This is a genomic window from Rhizobium giardinii bv. giardinii H152, assembly GCF_000379605.1.
Lineage (GTDB): Bacteria > Pseudomonadota > Alphaproteobacteria > Rhizobiales > Rhizobiaceae > Pararhizobium > Pararhizobium giardinii.
In genome coordinates, this window is the sequence record NZ_KB902735.1 from 191,290 (window position 1) to 211,098 (window position 19,809).

Genomic DNA, 19,809 nt, shown 5'->3' on the forward strand with positions numbered 1-19,809 from the left:
TCCCGCCGCCAGAGACGAAAAAACCCCGCGATTGCGGGGTTTAAGGCGGCATCCGCTTGATAATTCCTACCCTTTGAGCATCCGCTCGACGATGTCGCTGACATCGACGGAGAGCTTCGGCGCGGCGGCGATCTCGCGCAGTGCGTTGCGCGCATGCTCGGCGCGTACGTCCTCCAGCGACCGCCACGAGCGCATCGAGGTCAGGATGCGTGCTGCCAGCTGCGGATTGCGCGGGTCGATGTCGAGGATCTGGCGCGCGAGGAAGCGGTAGCCTTCGCCGTCGGCCCGGTTGAAGCCGGTCGGGTTGGAGAAGGCGAAGGTGCCGACCAGTGCCCGGACCCGGTTCGGATTGGTGCTGTTGAACAGCGGATCGGCCATCAACGTCCTGACGCGGCCGAGCGCATCCGCCCCGGGGATCGTCGCCTGGATGGTGAACCACTTGTCGATGACCAGCGCATTGTCGCCAAAGCGCGCCTTGAAGGCGGAAAGCGCTTCGACCGTCTTCCTGTCGTCAGGGAAACGGTGGGCGAGGATGGTCAGTGCCTGGCTGAGATCGGTCATGTTGTTGGCCGATTTGAATGCGTCCAACGCGCGGTCGGGCTGGTTTTCGGCATAGACAAGATAGGAGAGGGCCGTATTGCGCAGTGCCCGGCGCCCGGCACTTGCGGCATCCGGGCTGAAGGGGCCATCGACCACCATTTCGTCCGCGAGCGTCGAAAAGATATCCCGACCCGCTTTCGCGATTGCCGTCATGATGTCCTGACGTCCGGCGTGGATGGCATCCGGGTTGTTGTTGCTGCCGATCTCACGCGCGACGTCGGCTTCGCTTGGCAAAGCCAGTGCCTGAGCCCGGAAGGCGGGCTCGAGCCTTGCATCGGCCGCCGCCGCGAGCAGCGCGTCGATCAGCGCCCGGTCGCATTCTGCCTTTGCGCCTTCCCTGGCAATGGCCGTCGCTGCGACCAGATTCGGCAGGGCGAGGTCGTTCAGGGCCTGCCAGCGGGCGAAGAGGTCGCTTTCATGCCGGGCAATATGGGCGCGATCGGCCGGCGTCTGCTCGAAATGCAGGTTGATCGGCGCGGAGAAGCCGCGGTTGAGCGACAGTACCGGCCGCGAGACGATGCCGGTGAAGGTGACGGTTTGCTTGCGCTCAACGAGGTGAATGACGTCGCCGGTGACTTCGGCGCCGGTGGCGGAAGAAAGGACGGCTTCTGAGCCGTCTTCCAGCAACAGTCCGAGCCTGAGCGGAATGTGCATCGGCTCCTTGGTGCTCTGCCCGGGCGTCGGTGGCACCATCTGCTCGAGCGACAGCGTGAAAATCTGTTTGGCCGCGTCATAGGCGGTCGAAGCCGTGACCAGCGGCGTGCCGGCCTGATGATACCACAGCGAGAACTGGGTCATGTCGCGCTTGCTGACTTCGGCAAAGCAGGCGACAAAATCCTCGATCGTCACCGCCTGGCCGTCATGGCGGTCGAAATAAAGGTCCATGCCTTTCTTGAAGAGGTCCGCGCCGAGCACCGTCGCGAGCATGCGCGTGACTTCGCTGCCCTTTTCGTAAACCGTCGTCGTGTAGAAGTTGTTGATTTCGCGGTATTTTGTCGGACGAACCGGATGGGCCAGGGGCCCTGCGTCCTCCGGGAACTGTTCCGCCTTCAGGTGGCGAACCTCGGCAACCCGCTTGACCGTGCGGGAGCGCTGGTCGGCGGAGAATTCGTGGTCGCGATAGACGGTCAGGCCTTCCTTGAGGCACAGCTGGAACCAATCACGACACGTGATGCGGTTGCCGGTCCAGTTGTGGAAATATTCATGCGCGATGATCGCCTCGATATTGGCGTAATCGGCATCGGTCGCGGTCTCGGGATGGGCAAGGACGTACTTGTCGTTGAAGACGTTCAGCCCCTTGTTCTCCATCGCGCCCATGTTGAAGTCGGAGACGGCGACGATCATGAAGATGTCGAGATCGTATTCGCGCCCGAAGACTTCCTCGTCCCACTTCATGGAGCGCTTCAGCGCGTCCATGGCATAGGCCGCGCGCGGCTCCTTGCCATGCTCGACGTAGATTTTCAAGGCAACGTCGCGGCCGGACATGGTTGTGAAGGTGTCCTCGACGACGCCGAGATCACCGGCGACCAGCGCGAAGAGGTAGCTCGGCTTCGGGTGCGGATCGAACCAGGCCGCGAAATGCCGGCCGTCGCCCATACTGGCGCCACCGAGATAATTGCCGTTCGCCAGAAGCAGCGGCGCGGTCTGCTTGTCCGCGATGATGTTGACGGTATAGACCGCGAGCACGTCGGGGCGGTCCGGGAAATAGGTGATGCGGCGAAAGCCCTCGGCTTCGCACTGGGTACAATAGACATGGCTGGTGCGATAGAGCCCCATCAGCTTGGTATTGGCTTCCGGATTGAGTTCCGTCGTGATGGTAATCTCGAAGGGGGCAGTTGCCGGGAGGTTGCGGATGGTCAGGCTGTCGTCGGCCACATCGTAATTTGCCGCCAGGATTTCTTCCTGATCGAACAGCAGGCCCGTCATCTTCAGTTCGTCGCCATCGAGGATCAGCGGCGCATCCGGGCTGACGCCCTCGCGCCGGTGGAAGATCAGCCGCGCTTCGACCTTGGTTTCCCTGGGGTCAAGTTCAAAGGTGAGATCCACTCTCTCGAGGACGAAATCCGTTGGCCGGTAGTCTTCCAGATGAATGATTTCGCCCGTATCTGTCCGCATCGTTTGTCCCGCTGGCATCTCCCGCTATATCATGCTCGGGAGGAGGCTTGGTCGTCGTGAAGAGGCTGCGCATCCTGCGGAGCTTCGGGTGGTGGGATTGGTTATTCTCGGTGGCCGGTGCTGTGTTCCGGTCTGTCCGATCTGTCCCGCTCCCAGTTTTGCATCAGAGACTTACGAAATTCGCCCTAACAATATTTAAATCGGGCGCGTCTTTTTGGCACAGATTGCGCAAATTTCCTTGCGCAGACGGATCACAGTGCTTCTGCTGCCGGTTCCAGCGTAGGCCATTGACGCGGAGGCATCAAATATTTCCGCTTCACATCAAGAAAATTGATCGCCCTTTCCGTTCATCGCGCGCTAGACTAACCCCGCCTGAGCGACGGATTCTCCGCTCGCATCCTCCCCTCGCAGCCCGTCGTGCTTTTGCTTTCGGCTCGCTGCCGTCTTGTCCGCTGAGCGTGCCGCCTATGGATGCCGAATTTTCTCACCCGATGAAGGGCATTTCCCTCAAGGTCCTGTCCGTACTGGTCTTCGTCTGTATGTCGACGCTGATCAAGGCGTCCGGTACGGGGATCGCCACGGGCCAGATTACCTTCTACCGCTCGGCCTTCGCCATGGTGCCGATCCTCGGTTACCTGGCTTTCAAGGGCCACCTGCGCACAGCCTTTCACACCAAGGATATTTTCGGCCATCTGGCGCGCGGCTTCATCGGCATCCTCTCCATGAGCTGCGGCTTTTATGGCCTGGTGCATCTGCCGCTGCCGGAAGCGATCGCCATCGGTTATGCGATGCCGCTGCTCGCTGTCGTCTTTGCGGCGGTCTTTCTCAAAGAGACGGTGCGGGTCTATCGTTGGTCGGCGGTCCTGATCGGCCTTGTCGGCGTCGTGATCATCACCTGGCCGCGCCTGACATTGCTGCGCGACGGCAATATCGGATCCGGCGAGGCGCTTGGCGCACTATCGGTGCTTTTATCGGCAACGCTCGGCGCTGTCGCGATGGTGCTGGTGAGAAAACTGGTCGCCAAGGAGCGCACGCACACGATCGTGCTCTATTTTTCGCTGTCGGCCTCCTGTTTCTCGCTGCTGACGCTGCCCTTCGGCTGGGAGCCGCTGCCGTGGAACTCCTTCCTGCTTTTGATGGCGGCCGGTTTCTGCGGCGGCGTCGCGCAGATCCTGTTGACGCAGAGCTACCGCTATGCCGACATGTCGACCATCGCACCCTTCGAATACACGTCGATCATCCTCGGCCTGATCATCGGCTATTTCCTCTTCGACGATGTGCCGACCGGTGTCATGCTGATCGGCACGGCGATCGTGGTGGGCGCGGGCATTTTCATCATTTTCCGGGAGCACCAACTCGGTCTCGAGCGCAGGGGCGCGCGCAAGCACGTCACGCCACAGGGATAAACGCCGGGATGGCAGCGTCAGGATGACGTAACCGGGGCCGTATCGTCTTCGACGAGGCCGGCCGGGCGTATCGCCTGGTTCATCGCGTTCACCGCTTCCGTGCCCGGCGTCGGCACGGTGTTTGCCTGGAAGTCGGTCTTCGCGACCAGGCCGTCCCTTTGGCTGCGCCGGGCGATGCGCAATGTCGCATAGGCCGCATAGAGCGCGAAATAGAGCGCAAGCACGATGAAAAGAGCAGGGGGGCCGAAGCGGTCCATCACGGGGCCGACCATCAGCGGGCCTGAAATCGTGCCGATGCCATAGGTAATCATCATGCCGGAGGAGACCTCGACATATTCGTTGGGCCGGGCAAGGTCGTTGGCATGGGCGACATTGAGCGCATAGATCGGAAACAGCACCGAGCCGACGAAGGCGGCGATCACGTAAAGCACCATCGGGCTAGCTTCGACGAAAGCCACCATGGCGAGGCAGGAGACGACCCCGACGATACCGCAGGCGACCATGACGATGCGCCGGTCCATTCTGTCGGACGCCCGGCCGATCGGGATCTGCGAGATCGCGCTGCCGGTGAGAAGGGCTGCCAGCAAGGTCGCGCCTTCGGCGGTCGAAAGCCCGATTTTCTGGGTGAAGACGCCGCCGAGATTGAGCCAGGCACCGGCCATGGCACCGGCAAGGAAGGCGCCGACGACCGCGACCGGCGAGCGACGGAAAAGGCCCGGCACGTCGAAATTGGCCTGTGCCGGCGGCGCCGGCATGGCGGACGAGGATAGCGCCGTCGGCAAAAGTGCCAGCGAAAACAGGACGCCGCAGAGAATGAAGAGCGAGGAATTCGTAGGGTCGCCCAAGGGCACGAGATATTGCCCGCCGATCGTGCCCACCATGGTGGTGATCAGATAGACGGAAAACAGCATGCCGCGGTTTTCGTTGGTCACCCGTTCGTTCAGCCAACTCTCGATGACCAGATAGCTTCCCGAAATGGCAAAGCCGGAGATGGCGCGAAAGAAGATCCAGGCGCGCCAGTCGACCACGAGGCCGCACATCAGGATGGCGATGCTGAGCAGCGTGATCAGCGCGGCAAAAACCCGGACATGACCGACGCGCGCCACGAATTTCGGCGTAACGATGCAGGAGAGGGTGAAGCCGAGCGTATAGCCGGTGGCGATCAGCGAGATGGTCAGCGTCGACCAACCCTCGATTACCGAGCGCACCGGCAGTACATAGCTCGCCAAACCGAAGCCGATCATCATCAAGAGCGTCGACAGGATCAGGCTGAACACGGATCTGAGGCTGGCCAGCATGGACGCTCCCGGGGCGCATTCGCCGGCTGCTTGATTATTGTCAAGCGGTCAGGCAGGCGCTGAAAACAGGTTGGAGCGGATTGCGTGGTCAGAACGGTTGGAATTGCACGGCATGCCGCCCTTGGATTCGAAGGACGAGTGTGGCTCTAACCAATTTCTCCTGCCTTGTCGATTGCGACAGGCCGTGGCGCAGAACAGGCGATCGGGACGCCCATGCGTGATGACGGACTTATTTCGGCAGGAACGCGCTGTTGGCGAGCCGGTCTGCCTGCATCGCCCGTGCATCCAAGCTCAGGCGGCTATATTCGCGCGAGGCACGCACGGCAGTGCCGATGTCTGCGACGGTGTCGATCAGGGCGCGGATGGAAGCGGACATGAACGGGCTTTCGAAAACCTTGGGAGCGAAGGCCGCGCGCAAGCGCGGCGGCAAATCAACGCTGGATGAATTCGGAAAAGATCTGCGCCGGGCGCGTGCTGCGGCCATAGCCTGCGGCAGTCATCTGTTCGTTCGCAGCCGAGCCGAAGCTGGCGAAGGGCGTACGAAGCGCCGAGCCGGCGTAGCGGAGCGTCTCGAAGCCGCTGTGCAGAGGACGAAAACGGGCGGTCATGGTTCAGTTCCTTATTCCAGTCCTCCCGTGATCGTATATTGCGATGCAGCATCGATTCCGCAATGCATTATTTCGCGTTGCTGATATGCGCCGGCCGCATGGCTCAATTCATTGTTTGTTCACAAATCAGGCAGACTGCCGTTCAGACGCCCTTAACCACGAATCCGCGCGCGAAACGCCAGCAGGTCCTGCCAGGCCAATCGCTTGCTCGCCGGGGCTGACATCAGGTCCTGCGGATGGAGCGTGGCAAGCGCCGGAATGGTCAGTCCGCCGACCGGCCCGCCAACTGAAATGTCGCGCCATTCGCCGCGCATGTGGTGGATCGTGTCGCTGCCGCCGAAGAAGAACCGGCCGGCGAAATTGCCGAGAATGAGCAGATGCCGGGGCTCCGCCAGCAGGATCTGGCGCTCGATAAACGGCCGGCAGATGTCGGTTTCGCGCGGCGACGGCACGCGATTTCCCGGTGGCCGCCAGGGAATGACGTTGGTCACAAGCACCGCCGTCCGGTCCAGCCCGATCGCCGCCAGCATGCGGTCCAGCATCTGGCCCTGCTTTCCGGAAAAGGGAACGCCCTCCCGGTCGTCGTCGCCGTTCGGCATCGGCCCGATCACCATGATGCCGGACGACGGGTCTCCGTCGGCAAACACCATGTTGCGGGCGCTGTTTTTGAGATTGCAGCCGGAAAAGGCCTCCATGGCGCTCTTCAATTCGGCAAGCGAACGGGCCGCTTCGGCCGCGAAACGGGCTTCGGCGATTGCCTGCTCGTCCGGTATTGCCATCTGCGGCGCGCCGGCCGGTGGCGCGGTGACGCGATTGCCGGATGGACCGGGAGTGTCCCGATTTGCGACCGGGCGTGGCGTGTCATTCTGTCCGGAGGTGTGCGTTTTTTGCACGGCTTGCGAGCCGGCGTTGCCACGCGCCACCCTTGCCTGCGCGAACTCCGCGAAACGATCGACCGGATCCTGTTCCAGCAGCCATTCGACGCCCGCTTCCGCATGGAAATGCAGAAGGGCGGCAAGTTCGGCCGGGCTCATCCTGTCTGTGGAGATCATGCTCTATCTTCTATCGAAGTGCCGATCGCCGGGAAAGCGGAAAAGTCCCGCATCCTCTGCCATTTCAGGCGGCCATGGCCGTCCAGCGCTCGATATCGTCGCGCTCGCCGATCAGCGCCAGTCCGTGGGCGATCGACAGCAGCTCGCCGCCGCTTTCGATGCGGTCGCCGGCGAATCGGTTCTCGAAGAGCCGGCGGATGGCGGGCACGAAGGATGTGCCACCGGTCAGGAACACCTTGTCGATACTGCCGGCCGGCGTGTTCGTCGTCGCCAGTACCTCGTCCAGCGCCTCCTCGATCCGGGCGAGATCGGGCGCGATCCAGCGTTCGAAATCGCTGCGGCGCACGGTTCGCCGGCTCTTTTCGCCGAGCGGGGCGAAGTAGAACTCGGTTTCCTCCTCGCGCGACAGCCGCATCTTGGTGGCCGAAACCGCCTGGTAGAGCGGATAGCCCTCGTCGTGCTCGACGAGATCGATGAAGGTTTCGAGCTTTTCCGGCTCGACCGCCGAGCGCACCAGTTGCTTCAGGTCGGCAAAATCCTTCAGCGTCTTGAAGATCGACAGCTGGTTCCAGCGGCCGAAATTGGCGTAGTAGCTGGAGGGCACGTCGAGCAGCTTGTCGAAGCTCCGGAACTGGCTGCCCTTGCCGATCAGCGGCGAAACGACATTGTCGATGATGCGGAAGTCGAAATGATCGCCGGCAACGCCGACGCCGGAATGGCCGACCGGAACGGCGGTGAGTTCGCCCGCATGGCTTTCGAAGCGGATGATCGAATAGTCCGTCGTGCCGCCGCCGAAATCGGCGACCAGCACGGTCGCATCGTTCTTGAGGTTCTGGGCGAAGTAGAAGGCCGCCGCCACCGGTTCGTAGACATAGTGAACCTCGGGAAAATCGAACGACGACAGCGCCCGGCCGTAGCGTTCGAGCGCCAGTGATTCGTCCGGGTTGCTGCCGGCAAACCGCACCGGCCGGCCGACGACGATGCGGCCGTACTCCTGCTTCCAGCCTTCGCCGGCATAATCTGCGATCCGCGTGAGGAAGGAGCGCATCAGGTCCTCGAAGCCATGGCGCCGGGCAAAGATCAGCGTACCCTGGAAGAGCGGGCTTGCGGCAAAGGTCTTGATCGACTGCAGGAAGCGCACTTCGCCCGGATTGTCGATGAACTGCTGGATCGCCGCCTGTCCGGCCTCGATCTTCACCGCCGCAGCGCCCAGCTGCGCGTGCTTCATGAAGGACAGGGCCGTGCGCATGGAATCATTCGTTCCGGCGCTGCTGGTAAAGCTCAGCGATTGCGTCGTGTTGCCATGCGAGGCGGCGAGCACCGAATTGGTCGTGCCGAAATCGAAGCCGAGGGCCTTGGCCATGAGTGTCTCCGTCTTGGGTTCCCGCCGGTAGGGCGGCGAACTGTCTGGCAGCCAACGCGCGTCAGGCCCGAATGCCTTGTCGGCAGCCGGGATGGGTTGATGGCGCGGGGCTGGTCTATTTGGAGGGCGCCTCTTCGCATGGGCTGTGGGCCAAAGCAAGGCGGGATCGCGTGACGAAAATCCTGGCGCATCAGATATTGCTTCGAACCCAGATGGCACGGCAGTCAGCCTGCTCTGTCACAATGTATTCGACTGCTACGGCGCTTGGGCAAATATGTTACTACCATATGGATGAGTGGACGTGACCACGCGAACTCCTTACGAGCAAGTTCAGATCGCGATCATTGTCGTAAGCGACACGTCATCGTCGCACCTCATGCGGAGGCCAACGGATATCTGCAGCGAGGAAGAAATACGGTTTTCAGCCTAACGGTAAACAGCGCCATTTTGACGTTTACGTGCACGTAAAATATTTGTATCCTTGCTGCATGACCTCATGCGCAAATGCGCGCGGCCGCTGTCGCAGACCGGCTCGACAAGTCGGGCCGTATTTGCCATGACGGAAGGCAGAATTGGGAACAAAACCGGGCAAGAATTCCGGGTACAGGACTGGAGACTTTCTGATGACCGAGCAAGAGCTGCCCGAACGCGAGAGCATGGAATTCGACGTCGTGATCGTCGGCGCGGGGCCTGCAGGTCTTGCGGCCGCCATCCGGCTGAAGCAGGTCAATCCGGAGCTGTCCGTCGTCGTTTTGGAAAAGGGCGCTGAGGTCGGCGCGCATATTCTCTCGGGCGCCGTCGTCGATCCGATCGGCATCGACCGGCTGTTGCCGGGCTGGCGCGAGGAGGAGGGGCATCCCTTCAAGACCGAGGTCAAGGACGACCAGTTCCTGCTGCTCGGCCCCGCCGGCTCCATCCGCCTGCCGAACTTTCTGATGCCGCCATTGATGAACAATCACGGCAACTATATCGTCTCGCTCGGCCTCGTCTGTCGCTGGCTCGCCGAAAAGGCGGAAGCGCTCGGCGTCGAGATCTATCCGGGTTTTGCCGCCACCGAAGTGCTCTACAATGAGGCGGGCGCGGTGATCGGCGTTGCTACCGGCGACATGGGTATCGAGAAGAACGGCGAGCCCGGCCCGAACTTTGCCCGCGGCATGGAACTCATCGGCAAATACACGCTGATCGGCGAGGGCGTGCGCGGCTCGCTCGCCAAGCAGCTGATCGCCAAATACGACCTTTCCAGGAACCGCGAGCCGCAGAAATTCGGCATCGGCATCAAGGAGCTCTGGCAGGTCAAGCCGGAGAACCACAAGCAGGGTCTGGTGCAACATTCCTTCGGCTGGCCGCTCGGCATGAAGACCGGCGGCGGTTCGTTCCTCTACCATCTCGAAGACAATCTCGTCGCCGTCGGCTTCGTCGTCCACCTCAACTACAAGAACCCCTATCTCTACCCGTTCGAGGAATTCCAGCGCTTCAAGACGCACCCCGCCATCCGCGGCACGTTTGCGGGCGGCAAGCGGCTGTCCTACGGCGCCCGCGCCATCACCGAGGGCGGTTACCAGTCGGTGCCGAAGCTTTCCTTCCCGGGCGGCGCGCTGATCGGCTGTTCGGCCGGTTTCGTCAACGTGCCGCGCATCAAGGGCAGCCACAATGCGGTGCTGTCCGGCATTCTTGCGGCCGAAAAGCTCGCAACCGCAATTGCGAGCGGCCGCGCCAATGACGAGGTCATCGAGATCGAGAACGGCTGGCGCGACAGCGCCATCGGCCAGGACCTGAAGAAGGTGCGCAACGTCAAGCCGCTGTGGTCGAAGTTCGGCACGGCTGCCGGCGTCGCGCTTGGCGGTCTCGACATGTGGACGAACACGTTGTTCGGCTTCTCCTTCTTCGGCACGCTGAAGCACGGCAAGACCGACGCGCAGTCGCTGGAACCGGCGTCGATGCACAAGCCGATCGCTTATCCGAAGCCGGATGGCGTGCTCACCTTCGACCGCCTTTCCTCGGTGTTCCTGTCGAACACCAACCACGAGGAAGACCAGCCGGTGCACCTGAAGGTCAAGGACATGGAGCTGCAGAAGCGCTCCGAGCACGACATCTATGCCGGCCCGTCGACCCGCTACTGTCCGGCCGGCGTTTATGAATGGGTGGAGAAGGACGGAGAGGACGTCTTCGTCATCAACGCCCAGAACTGCGTCCACTGCAAGACCTGCGACATCAAGGACCCCAACCAGAACATCAACTGGGTGCCGCCGCAGGGCGGCGAGGGGCCGGTCTATCCGAATATGTGACCGTCGCACGGTCGAAACAAGCAGGCCGGAAAGGGCGCCGGGCAGCGGCCGCTCCTTCCGGCTTTTTTGTTTGCGCTCGGCCGGGAAGCCGCGCCGAGGCCTGCGTTTCGCAGATTTTAACCATGCATTAACCATGTTTTTCTTAACGTCGGTCGCGTCAACCGGATCTTAAGGACCACCTCATGTCGCTCACCCGCCGCGGCCTGCTTTTGAGCTTATCTGGTCTTCTTGCTGGCTGCGCCGCCAGCGGCCCGAACCATGCAGCCAACTACGCAGCCCGGCCGGCAGAGCAGTTTCCCTTGCCAGCCATGCCACTGGAAAGAATCAAGCCTGAACTGCGGCGCCGCGAAGTGGCCTACGAGACCCGATATGAGGCCGGCACCGTCGTCATCGATACGCCGGCGCGCCGGCTCTACTACGTTCTCGGTGACGGTCGGGCGATGCGCTACGGCATCGGCGTCGGGCGAGAGGGCTATGCGCTCGCTGGTTCGGCCTATATCGGCCGCAAGGCGGAATGGCCGAGCTGGACGCCGACGGCAAACATGATCCGCCGCGATCCGGAACGGAACCTGCGATATGCCGGCGGCGTGCCGGGCGGGCTGCACAATCCGCTCGGTGCCCGTGCCGTCTATCTCTACCGCAACGGCCACGACACCATGTTCCGCATCCACGGCACCAATCAGCCGCAGACCATCGGTCAGGCCGTGTCGAGCGGCTGCATCCGCATGCTCAATCATGATGTTATCGATCTCTATGAACGCGCCGAGGTCGGCGGTCGGGTGATCGTGCTGCAGGCCTGATCGGCGGACAAAAATTTGCTCGTTTCAAACCATGACCGGTGCCGATCGGCGCCCGTACGCCATTGTTTTTGCATCCCGCCGCGATAATCTAACTGGAATGGCGCAGTTGGAGCAGGGGCAGGCGCAAGGTGAGCGGCATTCCCCTGTATAGCTGCAAAAGTTGATGGTGGAGGCAGGAGGGACGTGATCTCGCCTGTCCGGATCATGAAGCCGGCTGCGGCGGTGCTGCCGGATCTCGTGGGCGTCACATACACCGCCTATAAAGAGGGAACCGACATGAAACATCTTCTTGCAACGACCAGTCTCGCCTTCGGCCTGCTGGCGCTCGGCAACGCGGCTTTTGCCGCCGAATGCGGCGACGTGACGATCGCCAGCATGAACTGGCAGAGCGCCGAGGTCATGGCGAACCTCGACAAGTTCATTCTGACCGAGGGTTACGGCTGTAATGCGGACATCATCGTCGGTGATACCGTGCCGACGATCACCTCGATGATCGAAAAGGGCGAGCCGGACGTCGCGCCGGAAGGTTGGATCGACCTGCTTCCCGACGTCGTCAAGCGCGGTTTTGACGAAGGAAAGCTGGTCGGCGCCGCGATGTCGCTGTCCGATGGCGGCGTGCAGGGCTGGTGGATTCCGAAATACATCGCTGACGCCCATCCCGATATCAAGACGATCGATGACGCATTCAAGCATCCTGAACTCTTCCCGGACCCGGAAGACAAGAGCAAGGGCGCGGTGCACAACGGTCCGCAGGGCTGGGGCGGCACGGTCGTCACGTCGCAACTCTACAAGGCCTATGGCGGTGAAGCTGCCAACTTCAGCCTCGTCGACACCGGCTCTGCCGCCGGCCTCGACGGGTCGATCGCCAAGGCCTACGAAGGCAAGGAAGGTTGGGTCGGCTACTACTGGGCTCCGACGGCCCTTCTCGGCAAATATGCGATGGTCAAGCTCGATCACGGCGTTCCGGCGGATGCGGCCGAATGGAAACGCTGCAATACGGTTGCCGAATGCCCGGATCCGAAGAAGAACGACTGGCCGAAGGACCGGGTTCAGACCCTGGTTACCAAAGGCTTTGCCGACCGCGCCGGCGAGGATGTCATGGCCTATCTCAACAAACGCGCCTGGACGAATGATACGGTCAACGGCCTGATGGCCTGGATGACCGACAACCAGGCAAGCGGTGAAGACGGCGCCAAGCATTTCCTCGAGGAAAACGAAGCGCTGTGGACGCCGTGGGTCTCGCCGGAAGCTGCCGAGAAGATCAAGGCTGCACTCTGATCCAATGATGAAGGTCCGGCGCGCCTTTGTGGTGCGCCGGACCTTCTGTTTCTCCGGTGCCCGGCTTCAGGAAAGGCCGGCGTCGATGCATAACGAATAAGGGGACCGGCATGGATTGGCTCACCAAATTTCCGCACATGAATGACGATTCGCTGCGCAATCTGAAAAAAGTCATCGACGAAGGCTTTCGCGCCTTCACGCGCGCCTATGGCGATGGAATCGAGGCGATCTTCGAGCCGCTGCAATTCTTCCTGATCTACTCCGAACGCTTCATGACGCGCACGCCATGGCCGATCATCCTGGTGTTGATCGCGTTGGTCGCGTGGTTTGCGAGCCGGAACTGGAAGATTGTCGCAGCCTGCATCGTGACGCTCCTCCTCATCGGCTATTTCGACATGTGGGACGATACGATGAAGACCGTATCGATGATTTTCGTCTGTACGGTGCTTTCGATCGCGATCGGCATCCCGATCGGCATTGCCATGTCGCGGTCCGACCGGCTGCAGAACGCGGTCAATCCCGTGCTCGATGTGATGCAGACCATGCCCAGTTTCGTCTATCTGATCCCCGTCGTCATGCTTCTCGGCATTGGCAAGGTACCCGGCCTGATCGCCGTGGTCATCTATGCGATCCCGCCGATGATCAGGCTCACCAATCTCGGCATTCGCCTTGTCGACAAGGATGTGCTCGAGGCTGCCGATGCCTTCGGCTCCTCCAATTGGCAAAAGCTGAAGAACGTGCAGATGCCTCTTGCGCTGCCCACCATCATGGCCGGCATCAACCAGACGATCATGATGGCGCTCGCCATGGTGGTCATTGCCTCGATGATCGGGGTGCAGGGTCTCGGCCAGCCGGTTCTCAAGGCTATTGCCAACCAGTATTTCACGCTCGGCATTTTCAACGGTCTGGCGATCGTCGGCATCGCGATCATCTTCGACCGGGTCAGCCAGGCGTACGGAAAAAGGCTGCAGCGTCACCGCGAAATCATCCACGGCTGACGATCGATACGGGAAAACGCCGCCAACGAAGAGCTGGCGGCGTTTGCGTCCTTCGTGACTGATCAAGGCGCCCAAGACGCGGCGATGCAGTCAGCCGGAACAGTTCAGTGTTTCGGCGAGAAAAGCCCGGTCGACATCGCCACGCCCAGGCCGGTGATGACGGCCGCACTGATCTCGAACAGGCCAATCTCCTCTCCCAGCAACACTCCACCGCCCAACGTGGCAAGGACCGGCGTAATCGCCGTGAAGGCCGCGGCCTGCGTACCGCCCAGCGCCCGCACGGCCATGCCATAGGCAACCATGGCCGTCAGTCCCGACAGGACGCCTTGGCTCATCACCTGCAGGGCGATTTCATTGGCCGGGGTGACAGCGAGCGACGTTCCATGGATCAGCGCCAGGCCAAGATGGATCAGGAACGACCAGAGGGCGATGACGGCACCGGCTTCCACCGCGGTCAGTCCCGAGCGCTTGAACGCGTGGGTGTAGCTTGCCCAGAGAAGGGCAGCGCCGGGCAGCAGGATGAAACTCGTCCAGGGAATGCCGGCGCTCGACAGGCTGCTGGACAGAAGAATGCCGACGCCCGCGACGATGGCGGCAAGGCCGAGCCAGCGGCCGGCATCGGGCCGTTCGCGGAAGACGAAAACGCCGATCAGCGCGGCCGCAAGCGGCATCGATCCCCCAAGCAGGATACCGGCGGAGGCGGCCGGCGTGGCGTGGATCGCAAAGGTGGTCAACTGGAAGAACAAGGCGCCGGAGCCGGCGACCATCAGGGCGAGAAGCGAGAGCGGAACGCCCTTCGGCAAAAGCCCGAGGCGCCACCAAACCGGCGCGAGGACCACGGCGGGGACACCATAGCGAATGAGGCCGATATCGATCGTCCCGAGTGGCGTCGCGGCGCTGTGACGGGTCGCCAGAATCCAACTCGCCCAAATGAGGACGGTGACGCTTCCGCCGATGTAACCGGTCGTGGTCGAGGGCGAATTCATGCGGGCAAGGGCGAGCGTGTTCATCGGGCCAACCTTTCTTTCTTTGTGAAAATCTGTCCGTCTGAAAGAAAATTTAGCGCCAAAGGAGGAGGCATGTCCTTGCGATTTATGCTTATGAAATTATGCTACAAGCAATAATCTGCCAATAATTTGAATCTGAGTTGATGAGTATGCCAAATCTGGATAAATTCGATATTGCCATCCTGCGCATCCTGCAGGAGGACGCGCGCGCGACGAATGTGGAAATCGCCGAGCGGGTGAACCTGTCTCCGTCGCCGTGTCTGAGGCGGATCCGCAATCTGGAAAAATCCGGCGTGCTGCGCGGCTATCGGGCCGATATCGACCGCAAGCAGGTTGGCCTCGGGCTCACCGTCTTCGTCGAAATCAAGGTCGGGCGCCACAGCCAGGAAAATGCACGCTTGCAGCAGGAGGCGCTGCTCGCCATCCCGGAGGTCGTCTCCTGTTTCCTGATTTCCGGCAGCGCCGACTTTCTGGCGGAGGTGGTGGTTGCCGATCTCACAGCCTATGAAACCTTGTTGACCGAAACCCTGCTTGCCCTGCCGGGTGTCGCCGACATTCGCTCCAATTTCGCCATCCGTACGATCAAGACCGGCGGAACGCTGAAGCTGCCTGAGCCGCGCTGACAAAATCGCCTGCGGAAAACCATCCGGCAGGTGATTCAATCGGGCTTGAGTTCAGCAGCGTTACGCGTTGCGTTCCGCGAAATCCGGCCGTGAAACAGCCGCGCCCTCGCGCTTTGGTGCCGATTTCCAGGCAACCACCATCAGGCCGCCGATCACGGTGATGTGCTCCATGACCACGTAAAATTCGAGCGTCTTGATCGGCTCCTGCATGGTCCAGAAGGTGTGGGCGATCGGGATCGTGAGCAGGGTAAAGACAGCAAGCGCGCCGGCGCCGAGCCAGGTCCAGCGGTTGGCGATGATCAGCGCCGATCCGCCGAGCTCGGTGACGATAACGGCTGTGTTGAAGAGCGTCGCGGGTTCGAGCCCGAAATGCGACATCTCGGCGACGCCGGCGTTGAAATCGATGAGCTTGGCAAGGCCGCTTGCCCAGAACATGTAGGTCAGGATGGCGCGCGCCAGATAGCCGAACGGGCGGGATCCGACAATGGAATTAATAAGGGAAGGCATTTTTCTCTCCGGTGACAGGTGAAAAAACGCCCCGGAACCGGTCGCTTGTCGCGGGCTTTCGACCGGTCCCCGGGGCAGCGCAGCGTCACCGGTTCGGGAGGCTCCCCGGTGTGCCGCGCTGTCTCCTGTTTATGCGCCCCAGAGAGAATCGGGGGTTCCTGCGGGAACTGCGGAAAGCCTCGTTCGGGACGCGTCCGACGCCTGGTTTGCACCAGCCGATCAGGGTTTTCGCACCCAGGCAAAACCGAAATGGAAAAGATCGCCGCCGCTGCCATAGATGAAGGGCAGGGCAATCGTCTGCGGTTGCAGCGGTGGAAGCACGCCGACGCGCTGCTTGAGGCGGTCCTCGAGCCGCGCGGGGACCCGGGGCCTATCGTTTCCGTCATGACGCCAGACCAGAAGAATAGGGCTGTCCTTTGACCACGAGAAGGGCGGGCTGTAGAGCCGGTAGGTTTCCGTATCCACCGGCGTGTGCGGCAGTTGCATGCGGATATTGCCAGCCATGAAAGCGTCCTCCGCGATCACCAGGGCGGGGGCGACGGCCGGTTTCTTGACGGTTTCCTCGGTGAATGCCTGATAGGGCACGGTCAGTTTCGGATGCGAGTTCATCACGCCCGCGGCCGTGATGCGCAGGACCAGCGACGCTGGAATGAGGATCATCAGCATGAGAATGACCGGCATGAAACGCCTCAGGAAATCACCAATCGGTGCGCCCGAGGCGTCGATCTTCATGCACAGGTACATCGGCAGCAGGAACAGCACGGGCGACACCCAGCGGACCTTCATCTGCGCGGTGCCCATGAACAGCACCATGAAAAGCAGGAAGACGAGCAGGATCAGAAACATCGTCTCGATCAGTCGCGTCCTGGCGTTCCCCGCCCGCATCGACGGCCAGAAGCCGGCGCGAAAGGTCGAAGCATATACCACGACGGTCAGTGCACAGAAGCTCAGCAGCGTCACCGGAAGTTCCCCGAGACCGCGGGCGATCTGCGCCAGCGTGCCGCCCTCGGCATCTGCCGCCAGCTTTCCGACCGTGTCATGCGAGGCGATCTCGAAATTCTGGAACAGCCAGAACGCATGCGGCAGAACGATCGCCAGCGCCACCGCGGCAGTGACGAGAATGCGCGGATCGAACAGCCGCGAACGATAGGCCGGGCTGACAAGCACGGCGATAAAGGCGCAGAAGCACAGGATGGAGAAATTATATTTCGATATCAGCCCGACGCCGATGGCGATGCCGGTCACCAGATAGGTGGCGAGCGTCGGCCGCTCGAGCGTGCGGAACAGGCCGTAGACAAACAGACAGGCTGCGAAGAGCGAGGCGTTCGAATGGGTGAGATCGCGTTGCGCCAGCCAGCCGATTTCCGGAATGGTCAGCAGGCCAAGGGCAGGGGCGACGGCAAGGGACTTGTTCGCGAGCACCTGCCGGGCGGCGAGGTAGTAGAAGACATAACTCAGGAACAGGAAGAGGTTCTTGACCAGGCTCAGGGCAAAAAGGGACTGCCCGATGCCGTCGATGACCGCATGCTGCACCCAGTTGAAGAACGGCGGCTGCGTGTCATAGCCGAGAGCGTACCACTGGCTCATCAGGATTTGCCCGGCCTCGTCCATTTCCAGGGAATTCGGCAGACAGATGCGAACGATGAGATTGAGCAGGAAATAGGCGCCGATCAGCAGGACGAACGTGCTGGGTCGCGTTTCGAGTTTTTCGACAAGCGAATTCATGCTGGATGGCCTTTTGCGCAGGGATCGCGCGGGGTTCTACCACACGGGGTCGTCGTGACAACAGCCGGCACGTTTCCATACCTGCGATCGGTTCTTCCCCTCCATTTACGCTTCAGCCGCGGTCGCTTGCCGTTTAAGCCCTGATAATTGGCGGCGCGAACCCCATATGGTGTTTGCCGGCATGGCGGTCGTAAGGACAACGGATGAAGATCAAGGCCATTTTCAATCGAGACGGAGGAACCTTCCGGGCGACGGATATGGAAGCCTACAGCCGGAGGGCCGAGGAGGTTTTCCGCGCAAGGGGCCACGAGATCGAAATCGTCGTCGTCTCCGGTAGCGAGATGGGCGAAACCCTCGAAAAGGCGGCAAGACGCGATGACCTCGATGCCATGATCGCTGGCGGCGGGGATGGCACGATCTCCGGGGCGGCCGGCGTTGCCTGGAAGAACGGCATGCCACTGGGTGTCGTTCCGGCCGGTACCATGAACCTGTTTGCCCGATCGCTGAAACTGCCGCTCGACATCTGGAAGGTGCTGGAGGTGCTGGCTGACGGCAGGATCACCGAAGCCGATATCGGCAGCGCCGATGGCCGTGCTTTCGTGCATCAGTTTTCCATGGGTTTGCATGCCCGCATGATACGCTATCGGGAATCCTACAGCTTTGCCTCGCGGCTCGGCAAAATCCGCGCCAGCGCGCGCGCTGCAGTCGGCGTGATCTTCAATCCGCCGGAATTCGAGATCGAGTTCGATGTCGATGGTATTCATGAACGGCGCGAAGTCTCGGCCATTTCCATCTCCAACAATCATTTCGGCCCGAACGCTCTGATGTTTGCCGATGACCTGACCAGTGGGCATCTCGGCTTCTATACCGCGCCGCCCCTGAAGCCGGCTGGGGTCGCCAAGCTGGTCTTTGACATCCTGCGCGGAAAATTTCGTGAAAGCCCGCTGATCACCGAAATGAGCGTAACGGCCGTCGACCTGCATTTTCCCATCGCGCGGCACAAGACCAACTGCGTCATCGATGGCGAATTGCTGCCAGTCGGCCGCGACGTCGCCCTGCGCATCCATCCGGGCGAGTTGAAGGTACTCGTTGGACGATAGCCTGCCGCCTTCAGGCGGCAGGTTCGTTCAAGTGTTCGGAGCGTCCCCGCTGAAGACCTTGCGCACGATGTAGGGGGGCGTGTCGTTTTCGCCCGAATAGATGCGCGCCATCATCTCCGCGAGAATGCCGGTGGTGATGAGCTGGACGGAGGAGAGGAACAGCATGACCCCGACGATCAGCATCGGCCTTCCGCCGATATCGTTGCCGAGCAGAAACTTGTCGACGAAGAGGTAGAGCAGGATGATCGTGCTGAGCGCGCCCGCTGCAAGGCCGATCGAGCCGAAGAAATGCCCCGGCCGCGCCTTGTAGCGCATGAAGAACAGCACGGAGAGCAGATCGAGGATGACGCGGAAGGTCCGCGAAATCCCGTATTTCGATGTGCCGTGCTGGCGGGCATGATGGGTGACCGGCATTTCGCCGATCCGGCTGCTCGGCACGACGCCTGCGACCCAGGCCGGAATGAATCGGTGCATTTCGCCCATCAGCTTAACCTGCTTGATGATCGATGCCTGGTAGATCTTCAGGCTGCAGCCGTAGTCGTGCAGCTTGACGCCGGTAATCTTGCCGATCAGGTAGTTGGCGCACCAGGAGGGGATCTTGCGCAGGAAAAGCCCGTCCTGCCGGTTCTTGCGCCAGCCGACCAGGAGGTCGAGCTCGCGTGCCTCGATCGCTTCGACCATGGCCGGGATATCGCGCGGATCGTTCTGCAGGTCGCCGTCCAGCGTCGCAATCAACCGCCCGGTGGCGGTATCGATGCCGGCCTGCATCGCTGCGGTCTGGCCGAAATTGCGCTGCAATTCCACGATCCGCAGGCGCACGCTGGAATCGGCGAGTTCCTTGCGCGCATTCGCCAGCGTCGCGTCGGTGCTTCCGTCGTCGACGAGAATCAGCTCCCAGCTGCGTCCGAAATTGGCCATGGCCTCGCGGATGCGCACGACCAGCGGACCGACGCTTTCCTCCTCGTTATAGATCGGCACGACAACGGACAATTCGATCGCGTCAGTCACGACGGTTTCCGCCCTGTTTGCTTGCAAGATGGGGTC

General features: G+C 61.6%; 17 protein-coding genes. 7 read left to right on the top strand and 10 right to left on the bottom strand.

Features of this window, described 5'->3' with window-relative positions; translation table 11 throughout:
• Positions 1 to 66: 66 nt before the first annotated feature.
• Positions 67 to 2,715, bottom strand: a complete 2,649-nt coding sequence (gene pepN / locus A3AY_RS0131210; RefSeq protein ID WP_018329599.1) for an aminopeptidase N — start codon at positions 2,713 to 2,715, stop codon at positions 67 to 69.
• Positions 2,716 to 3,182: 467 nt separating this feature from the next.
• Here pepN and A3AY_RS0131220 point away from each other — a divergent pair, with 467 nt between their 5' ends.
• Positions 3,183 to 4,121 carry a DMT family transporter gene (locus A3AY_RS0131220; RefSeq protein WP_018329601.1) on the top strand — a complete coding sequence of 313 codons (939 nt, stop codon included), beginning with the start codon at positions 3,183 to 3,185 and terminating at the stop codon, positions 4,119 to 4,121.
• Between the two features lie 17 nt (positions 4,122 to 4,138).
• On the opposite strand, the gene A3AY_RS0131225 is transcribed toward A3AY_RS0131220, so the two are convergent.
• The 5 genes from A3AY_RS0131225 to A3AY_RS0131245 all read right to left on the bottom strand — a co-directional run bounded on the left by A3AY_RS0131225 (position 4,139) and on the right by A3AY_RS0131245 (position 8,442).
• Positions 4,139 to 5,419 (bottom strand): MFS transporter, encoded by a 1,281-nt coding sequence (locus tag A3AY_RS0131225; protein ID WP_018329602.1) that lies wholly within the window; start codon positions 5,417 to 5,419, stop codon positions 4,139 to 4,141.
• Between the two features lie 229 nt (positions 5,420 to 5,648).
• Positions 5,649 to 5,795 (bottom strand): hypothetical protein, encoded by a 147-nt coding sequence (locus A3AY_RS39935; RefSeq protein ID WP_085995084.1) that lies wholly within the window; start codon positions 5,793 to 5,795, stop codon positions 5,649 to 5,651.
• A gap of 55 nt (positions 5,796 to 5,850) precedes the next feature.
• Positions 5,851 to 6,027 (bottom strand): hypothetical protein, encoded by a 177-nt coding sequence (locus A3AY_RS38775; protein WP_018329604.1) that lies wholly within the window; start codon positions 6,025 to 6,027, stop codon positions 5,851 to 5,853.
• A gap of 152 nt (positions 6,028 to 6,179) precedes the next feature.
• On the bottom strand, positions 6,180 to 7,079 hold the full coding sequence (locus A3AY_RS0131240; RefSeq protein WP_018329605.1) for a uracil-DNA glycosylase: 900 nt from the start codon (positions 7,077 to 7,079) through the stop codon (positions 6,180 to 6,182).
• A gap of 64 nt (positions 7,080 to 7,143) precedes the next feature.
• Positions 7,144 to 8,442, bottom strand: a complete 1,299-nt coding sequence (locus A3AY_RS0131245) for an Hsp70 family protein (RefSeq protein ID WP_018329606.1) — start codon at positions 8,440 to 8,442, stop codon at positions 7,144 to 7,146.
• 623 nt (positions 8,443 to 9,065) lie between these two features.
• Here A3AY_RS0131245 and A3AY_RS0131250 point away from each other — a divergent pair.
• The 4 genes from A3AY_RS0131250 (at position 9,066) to A3AY_RS0131270 (ending at position 13,803) form a co-directional block, all read left to right on the top strand.
• A complete protein-coding gene (locus tag A3AY_RS0131250) occupies positions 9,066 to 10,727 on the top strand; it encodes an electron transfer flavoprotein-ubiquinone oxidoreductase (RefSeq protein WP_018329607.1) in 1,662 nt (553 codons plus the stop codon).
• A gap of 182 nt (positions 10,728 to 10,909) precedes the next feature.
• The gene (locus A3AY_RS0131255) at positions 10,910 to 11,527 is read left to right on the top strand and encodes a L,D-transpeptidase (protein ID WP_018329608.1); all 618 of its coding nucleotides are present in this window, start codon (positions 10,910 to 10,912) and stop codon (positions 11,525 to 11,527) included.
• A 276-nt stretch (positions 11,528 to 11,803) separates the two neighbouring features.
• Positions 11,804 to 12,805 (top strand): ABC transporter substrate-binding protein, encoded by a 1,002-nt coding sequence (locus A3AY_RS0131260; RefSeq protein WP_026204020.1) that lies wholly within the window; start codon positions 11,804 to 11,806, stop codon positions 12,803 to 12,805.
• 110 nt (positions 12,806 to 12,915) lie between these two features.
• Positions 12,916 to 13,803, top strand: a complete 888-nt coding sequence (locus A3AY_RS0131270; RefSeq protein ID WP_018329611.1) for an ABC transporter permease — start codon at positions 12,916 to 12,918, stop codon at positions 13,801 to 13,803.
• A 104-nt stretch (positions 13,804 to 13,907) separates the two neighbouring features.
• On the opposite strand, the gene A3AY_RS0131275 is transcribed toward A3AY_RS0131270, so the two are convergent.
• Entirely contained in the window at positions 13,908 to 14,813 is a 906-nt protein-coding gene (locus A3AY_RS0131275) for a DMT family transporter (RefSeq protein ID WP_018329612.1), read from the bottom strand.
• Positions 14,814 to 14,959: 146 nt separating this feature from the next.
• Between A3AY_RS0131275 and A3AY_RS0131280 the strand changes: the two genes are divergently transcribed.
• Entirely contained in the window at positions 14,960 to 15,433 is a 474-nt protein-coding gene (locus A3AY_RS0131280) for an Lrp/AsnC family transcriptional regulator (RefSeq protein WP_018329613.1), read from the top strand.
• Between the two features lie 60 nt (positions 15,434 to 15,493).
• Here A3AY_RS0131280 and A3AY_RS0131285 read toward each other — a convergent pair whose 3' ends face one another.
• Together A3AY_RS0131285 and A3AY_RS0131290 are read right to left on the bottom strand one after the other, a co-directional pair.
• Positions 15,494 to 15,940 carry a DoxX family protein gene (locus A3AY_RS0131285; protein WP_018329614.1) on the bottom strand — a complete coding sequence of 149 codons (447 nt, stop codon included), beginning with the start codon at positions 15,938 to 15,940 and terminating at the stop codon, positions 15,494 to 15,496.
• Between the two features lie 219 nt (positions 15,941 to 16,159).
• A complete protein-coding gene (locus A3AY_RS0131290) occupies positions 16,160 to 17,665 on the bottom strand; it encodes a glycosyltransferase family 39 protein (protein ID WP_018329615.1) in 1,506 nt (501 codons plus the stop codon).
• A 203-nt stretch (positions 17,666 to 17,868) separates the two neighbouring features.
• Between A3AY_RS0131290 and A3AY_RS0131295 the strand changes: the two genes are divergently transcribed.
• Positions 17,869 to 18,765 carry a diacylglycerol/lipid kinase family protein gene (locus tag A3AY_RS0131295; RefSeq protein ID WP_018329616.1) on the top strand — a complete coding sequence of 299 codons (897 nt, stop codon included), beginning with the start codon at positions 17,869 to 17,871 and terminating at the stop codon, positions 18,763 to 18,765.
• A 27-nt stretch (positions 18,766 to 18,792) separates the two neighbouring features.
• Here the strand turns inward: A3AY_RS0131295 and A3AY_RS0131300 are convergent, their stop codons facing one another.
• A complete protein-coding gene (locus A3AY_RS0131300) occupies positions 18,793 to 19,800 on the bottom strand; it encodes a glycosyltransferase family 2 protein (protein WP_018329617.1) in 1,008 nt (335 codons plus the stop codon).
• Between the last annotated feature and the right edge of the window lie 9 nt (positions 19,801 to 19,809).